The sequence below is a fragment of the Pandoraea sp. NPDC090278 genome, assembly GCF_044772185.1.
Classification (GTDB): domain Bacteria; phylum Pseudomonadota; class Gammaproteobacteria; order Burkholderiales; family Burkholderiaceae; genus Pandoraea.
This window is the reverse complement of the sequence record NZ_JBIVYJ010000025.1, coordinates 1-6,839: the sequence shown is the minus strand read 5'-3', so window position 1 is coordinate 6,839 and position 6,839 is coordinate 1. Positions and strand designations below refer to the sequence as shown.

The window sequence follows — 6,839 nt, the reverse complement described above, 5'->3', positions numbered from 1 at the left end:
AGGGGCCAGCTCACGAAACGGAAAAAATCGTACGCTAAGCTCTGTCAGCCATTCGTAGCGGTCGAAACTTGCCTTTCCCGAATTGCTTATTCGGCTTCCAGACGTAGTCACCCGTCAGGTTGATGTGCTCCCAGCCCAGTGGCGATAGATGAGATAGCAGCCGCTCGTCAATTTCCTTGCCCGCATCGCGCAACGACTGGACCGCACGATCCAGGTAGATCGTGTTCCACAGAACGATTGCCGCGACTACCAGATTGAGACCGCTAGCACGGTAGCGCTGATTCTCGAAACTACGATCACGGATTTCGCCAAGCCGGTTCAAAAACACGGCGCGGGCCAGAGCATTTTTGGCTTCGCCCTTGTTCAAGCCGACTTGCACCCGCCGGCGCAGTTCTACGTTTTGCATCCAATCGAGCGCGAACAACGTGCGCTCGATCCTCCCTAATTCGCGCAAGGCCACCGCCAGGCCATTTTGGCGCGGGTAGCTGCCAAGTTTTCTAAGCATCAGTGAGGCAGTCACCGTGCCCTGCTTGATCGAGGCGGCCAGCCGCAGGATTTCGTCCCAATGAGCACGAATCTGCTTCACCTTGACGTTGCCGCCGATCAGGCCGGCGAGCGTCGGGTACTGTTTGGCGTCGCCGTGAATATACAGACGCTTGTCGGCCAGGTCGCGGATGCGCGGGGCAAAGCGGAAGCCCAGTAGGTGCATCAGTGCAAATAGGTGGTCGGTAAAACCCGCCGTGTCGGTATAGTGCTCCTCGATACGTAGGTCGGACTCGTGATATAGCAGTCCGTCCAAGACGTGGGTAGCGTCGCGCACCGTGGCATTGATGACCTTGGTATGAAATGGCGCATACTGGTCGGATACGTGGGTGTAGAACTGCACGCCCGGCTCCTGACCGTATTTCAGGTTCACCTGGCCGGCGGCTTGTCCACGACCTCCGGCTTTGAAATTCTGACCGTCCGATGATGACGTGGTGCCATCCCCCCAGTAGGCGGCGAAGGGTTGGTGGAACTGAGCATTGACCAACTCAGCCAACCCTGCAGAATAGGTTTCGTCGCGGATATGCCACGCCTGGAGCCACGTCAGCTTGGCGTAGGTCACGCCGGGGCAGGACTCAGCCATCTTTGACAAACCCAGATTGATGGCGTCGGCAAGAATAGTTGTCAATAGCAGCTGCTGATCTTCCGCCGCAGCGCCGCTCTTGAGGTGCTTGAAGTGGCGAGTAAAATTGGTCCACCCGTCGACTTCCAGCAAAAGATCGGTGATCTTCAGGCGGGGCAGTAAGCTGTATACCTGCTGCATCAAGGCCTCGGCCTCATCCGGCACGGCATTGTCCAACGGGGTAATCTTGATTCGTCCGGTGCTGGTGATTGTCGCGTCGGGCAATTCGTCGGCAGCGGCCAGTCGCTCGACTGTCGCCAGTTTCTCTTGAAGCACCGCAAGGCGAGCTTCCAGAAAGCGGTCACAGTCGGAATCAACAGCGAGGCCCAATTCCTGCTGGTTACGCTGTGCCGTGAATTGCGGTGGCGGTAACAGGTAGTCCTCGAAGTCCTTGAACTGGCGCGAGCCTCGCACCCAAATATCGCCAGAACGCAGTGAGTTCTTCAGTTCGGACAGAACACAGAGTTCATAGAAACGCCGATCAAGCCCATCCTCAGTGCGCACCAGGTCTTCCCAGCGCTTTCGAACGAAGGACGTGGGCGCGTCGTCTGGCACCTTGCGTGCCTGACGGTCGTTCATCGCTTTGAGCACTTCGACACCTGCCAGCAGTTCCCGCGCGGCTGGTGCGGCTTTCATGGTCAACGTATCCAGTAGTGTCGGCGTGTAGCGACGAAGTTGGGTGAAGCCGTCACCGACCAAGGCAAGGAAATCGAAGTCTTCCGGACGAGCCAACGTCTCCGCTTCCGTAACGCTTTCGCTGAACGCATCCCACGGGATGATCGATTCAATGGCGACGAACGGATCGCGGCCCGACTGCTTGGCTTCCAGCAAGGCGCGGCCGACGCGCGAGTACAAACGTACCTTGTCGTTGATCGCCTTTCCCGACTGTTGAAAGCGGTCCGCGTGGTTACGCTTGGCCTTACTGAACAGCGATCCCATGAAGCGGTCATGCAGGTCGATGACTTCGTCGATCAACGTAGCCCGGGCGTCTAGAATTACCGCAACCAAGGTGGCGTGGCGACGCTTCGGTGCCAAATCACGCAGGTGCTGCGCGGTCATCTGTCCGCCTTCGCGGGCGAGCTTGAGCAAGCGGTTCTGGTGAACGGCGTGTTCCACGTCGTCCGGTAGAACTAGCTCGTGGATGGACTTCAGTCGCTCCAGGTGGGCCAGCACATGCTTGGGCTTTGGCAGCCCGGGTGGCTGGCGTAGCCAGACTAGCCTGCTGACCTTGGCACCCTCGCGGATCGCTAGCAGTCCATCGAGTGCGCGACGGTGAGAGTCACGCAGCGACGTCGTAAGCGCTTCATAGACCTGACGCGTGCCATTCGTCAGCGCTTCGCTACACACACGCTCGATAACGTCGACTGTCGGCAGAATAATGCGTTGCTGCCGCAGCATCCCGACCAGTGCTTCGGCCAGCACGATACCCCGGTCCGTCTGCTGAGCGAGTTCCGAAAGTTGCAGGACGAAGTACCGATGGTCGGCGACGCTGAAAGGTGTCAGCTTCAGCCATGCTTGCAACTCTAACAAGTGCTCGCGTCGCGTTTCAGGTCGTCGTGCGTACTGCGGCCAGATGTCCGGCGCGATCTGCAATTGGCGGCTGATGATGCCCAGCAGCGAGGTCGGCGGCTCCGCATTCGTCGGCAGCGCAATGCCAGGATAGCGTAGGTAGCACAACTGCACAGCGAAGCCGAGCCGGTTGTGACTGCCGCGTCGCTGACGAATCACCGACAGGTCAGGCTCGGCGAGGGTGTAGTGCTGGATAAGCTCATCGTCCGTGGCAGGGAGTGCGAGCAGGCCGGCGCGTTCGGCGGGCGTGAGCAGATTGCGACGCGGCATGATCCGTCATCCGTATTTGGGGGGATTGGTGCAGGGCTGTCCGGCTAGCGCCAAAATCGCGAGTGGGCGAAACGTCTTCTTGGTGCCGACCTACAGCAACGCGGCATCAGCAACGGCTTGCGCGGCAGCCTTCACGTCGGAGGCCGGCGTGTTGCTCCACGGCACGTCCATGATCCGGCGTGGACGTAGATATCCCCCCGAATCTACGTCGATGAAGCCGGCGCGGGAATCGTGAACGTAGTGATCGAAGATGCGAAGGAGGCTCTCCGATAACTCGGCGGGATTGAGCCACGCGTTCCAGTAGGGGGCGTCTCAGAAAACGGAAAATAAAGCACTACAAGGGCTTCCCCGTTGAGTGCAAGCGCCCGACGTGGTTTTCTGTGCTACATACTGCCTTGCCGGTGTCGTGTGAGAAGGTGAAGGACTAAGATACTACAAACGGTCATGTTGGGCAGATGGCCCGGACCCTGATGAAAGACGCGCGCGGGAACCTCGTTCGCTAGACGGGAAGTAAGTCCCCGTGCTTTATTCAGGTACGCCCCGCGCGGGTCCAACCCGCTTCACATCACCGCTGGCAGTGCAAAGTGATCTTTATCCGCTCATTGCCCACACTCTCGTATCTGGGCGTCAGTTCGTCGACTTAGTTCGATTTTCAGGCGGCAACCTGTTCATGCTTGAAATCCTCCCCATATTTCAGGAGCACCCAGGCCATCCTCGCATTCTTGGCCGCGATAGCGACGGCGGCCCGCCAGAAACCACGACGTTCGACCAGACTTCGAACCCAGCGGCTGAAGCGATCCTGCTTCTCGCCGACATGAGCAATGACGGCCCGGGCACCAAGCACAAGCAAGCTGCGCAGGTAGGCGTCGCCTGCCTTCGTGATACTACCGAGCCGCGCCTTGCCGCCGCTGCTGTACTGGCCAGGTGTGAGTCCGAGCCAAGCCGCGACCTGACGACCGTTCTTGACGTCATGCCCGGCGCCCAGGCTTGCGAGCAACGCGCTCGCCGTAGTCGGGCCAATCCCGCGTAATTGCATAAGCCATCGGCTGCGTTCATCCTCACGTGCAATCTCGCTGATCGCACGATCGTATTCGGCTAGGCGATCTTCAATGTGGCCGGCGTGCTCAAGAAGATCGCCGATACATCGCTTGGCCCAACCCGGCAAGGTATCGAGATGAGCAGTGATCTCCTTTCGCAGACGTTCAGGACTAAGCGGCAACACCACACCGAATTCGGCGAGCAGCCCACGGGTCCGGTTGTAGGCGGCGGTCCGCTCCTCGATGAACCCCTGCCGTGTCCGATGCAGGCACAGCGTCGCTTGCTGATGTTCGTCCTTCAGCGGTACGAAACGCATACTCGGACGAGTAACCGCCTCGCAGATGGCGGCTGCATCCGTCGCATCGTTCTTGCCACGCTTGCCGGACATCCGATACGGCGCAACGAGTTTGGGCGCCATCAGTTTGACCATGTGGCCGTGTTGCTGGAACATCCGAGCTCAATGATGTGCGCCGGAGCACGCTTCCATGCCAATAAGACACGGTGGCAATTGCGCGATCAGCGTTACCAACTGGTCACGCGACACTCGCGGCTTGATCAAAGCAGCTTTGCCGGCTTCATCCACGCCATGAATGGCAAACACGTTCTTGGCAAGGTCGATTCCGACGGTGACAATAGGCATGGACTTCCCCTCCTGTTGGTGTTGATGAACGTTCAAAACTTCATCATGGCATGTTGATGCCGACTTGCGGCTTCCGCCGCAGCCACTGGACGGGGAAGTCCCTTTCATTCGCTCAGCGGATGAAACCCAGAGCTTGGGTACCCGCTTATGGTGCGGCGAACGCCTCATCCATCTGTCGATAGCGTTTGATTTCGTCTCCCTGAAGATAAATCGAGGTCGTCGCGATCGAGGCGTGGCGCAGATTGTCGCGCACCGCCGTTAGCTCGGCGCCGCGGGCGAGTGCATGCGTCGCGTGGGTATGTCGTGTCCAATGGGGACTGGCGTGTCGCAGCTTTTCGGCCAACGAAGGCATACTCGCAGCTCCAATCAAACTGGAAGGCCTCTCCGGGATCGAATGCCAACGGCACATAAGCTTTGGTGCGCGGTGCCTGGGATTGCACCTCGTGCCAGTGCCGCACGAACGCGCTCACTCGTGCGTAGCTGCCGGCATAACCCTGTGCACGTATCGCCTCAAACATGAAGCGAGCGGTACGGCGATCGCGCTTCGGCCGATGGCTGTCGGTACGTAACCAGCCACTCAGTTGTTCGGCCCACTCATCGACGACGCTGGGGCTGACTCGCTTGGGATACTGGGGCTCGACTGTATCGGTCTGGCGCAGCCAGCTGCGAATCGTGTTTCGGGACAGGCCCGTGCGTCGCGCAATCTCTCGCAGCGGTACCTTCTCGCGGAAATACATCCGCCTGATCTTGGCTAGCATGCCCACCGTGATCACCTTGGTATGTCCTGCTCAAAGGTTGAGCAGGACATTGAATCACGTGGGTCAATTTTCGATGAAAACTACCCCCTTCGAAGGGTCAGTTCTTGGTGCACATCAACAGTGCCGCGATGAAGAGATGCAGCGGTACCCTTGATTAGTCTGCAAGGCCAATGCTTCGGCCAGATCAAATGCGTGTTGACCGCACACCACAGACCGCGCGCCAGCGCCACAAGTTGGACGAGCAATCAGCAACGAGCTCGCCTGCGGCAGAGCGGTGGTGATATGCGCTTTCACGGCGGAGGCTACGTCGTGAGTGAGGCACACCGCGACCGCCATGTCTCCCTCCGACTCCTTCACCATTTCCAGATCGAATTTCCAGCCGGGCCACGACGGATCACGTGGCACGTCATTTGAGTGCCAAACATTCCGGTGGACTGTTCTTTGCTCGATCTCGACGTTGCGGCCGGATTTGATGTTTAGCACCGCCCCGGCCGCGAAGGCTAGCGTGTTGTGAGCATCGAAAATCAGTCGGAGATGCTGGTTGTCCTTTGCCGCGGTCTGTAAGAAGCCCTTGAGCTTTGGATAGAGCGTCGCTGCCCAGTCGGCCTGATCGCGGATCGCGCGTTCGTCGAAGTGGGAGATCCATACACAGCGGGCGTGAGTGTTTGTTGGTACGACAAAATCGTGCGTTTCTGTGCCTTCAAGAATGGCACGCACCTGCTCAACGGTGCACACGCGGGTTTCGTTCAAATCAATGATCATTCGATGAATGATCAACCATCCCATGGCATCCCGCCACTCGGCTGTCAACCCTTTACGGACTGGGCTTTAGCCTGGGCTCACCATCGCCTGTAAACGCGCCTCCAGGTTCATCCGCGTCTGGACAGCGCCGGCAACAATTCACCACGAAATTTAGATTTATTTCTATCTGTCTATCAGTCGAACGAGGGCACTATCGTGAAAACTTATCCTTGCTCTGAAAGTTTTTCGTTGTGCCGAATAAAGCGAATCGGCGAAGGTCTTGCAGGTGATTTTTTGCAATGAAATCGTTGCATCGACTAATTTTTCATGATTCGAATAACAGTCATTTTTTTAATTTAAATAGTCGACTGGATCAAGTGGATGTGATTGGTCATTGCCAATCGTGAGTTTATCTGGGCCGAATGCGTCATGTGGCACGGCTAATTAGTAATTTATGGCCCGCGTAAGTGCGCACCGGAGAGGAATCTGTGAGGCTTCTCCATCCTCGGTGCAGCACTCGATTTCTGCGTCCTGTTGTGCGGCTTATCTTTTCCCGGCGGCGCGTTGTCAGTCACCCTCGAGGTGATTTTCTGTAGGCGACGCGTGTTTTTTGCTGATGTCCTATTTCATCAGGTCAAATTACCCATGCGTTTTCGTC

2 protein-coding genes and 3 pseudogenes are annotated in these 6,839 nt (G+C 57.9%); all 5 read right to left on the bottom strand.

Annotated elements, in window-relative coordinates; translation table 11 throughout:
• Nucleotides 1-34: 34 nt before the first annotated feature.
• Entirely contained in the window at nucleotides 35-3,004 is a 2,970-nt protein-coding gene (locus ACIQWO_RS27190; protein WP_402830820.1) for a Tn3 family transposase, read from the bottom strand.
• Nucleotides 3,005-3,656: 652 nt separating this feature from the next.
• A pseudogene (locus ACIQWO_RS27185) lies at nucleotides 3,657-4,682 on the bottom strand (IS110 family transposase).
• 145 nt (nucleotides 4,683-4,827) lie between these two features.
• Nucleotides 4,828-5,040, bottom strand: a pseudogene (locus ACIQWO_RS27180) (tyrosine-type recombinase/integrase); the annotation flags it as partial.
• A pseudogene (locus ACIQWO_RS27175) lies at nucleotides 5,021-5,446 on the bottom strand (IS21 family transposase); the annotation flags it as partial. The pseudogenes ACIQWO_RS27175 and ACIQWO_RS27180, both read right to left, overlap by 20 nt.
• A 108-nt stretch (nucleotides 5,447-5,554) precedes the next feature.
• Complete coding sequence (locus ACIQWO_RS27170) at nucleotides 5,555-6,226, bottom strand: SAVED domain-containing protein (RefSeq protein ID WP_402830818.1); 672 nt, start codon at nucleotides 6,224-6,226, stop codon at nucleotides 5,555-5,557.
• Between the last annotated feature and the right edge of the window lie 613 nt (nucleotides 6,227-6,839).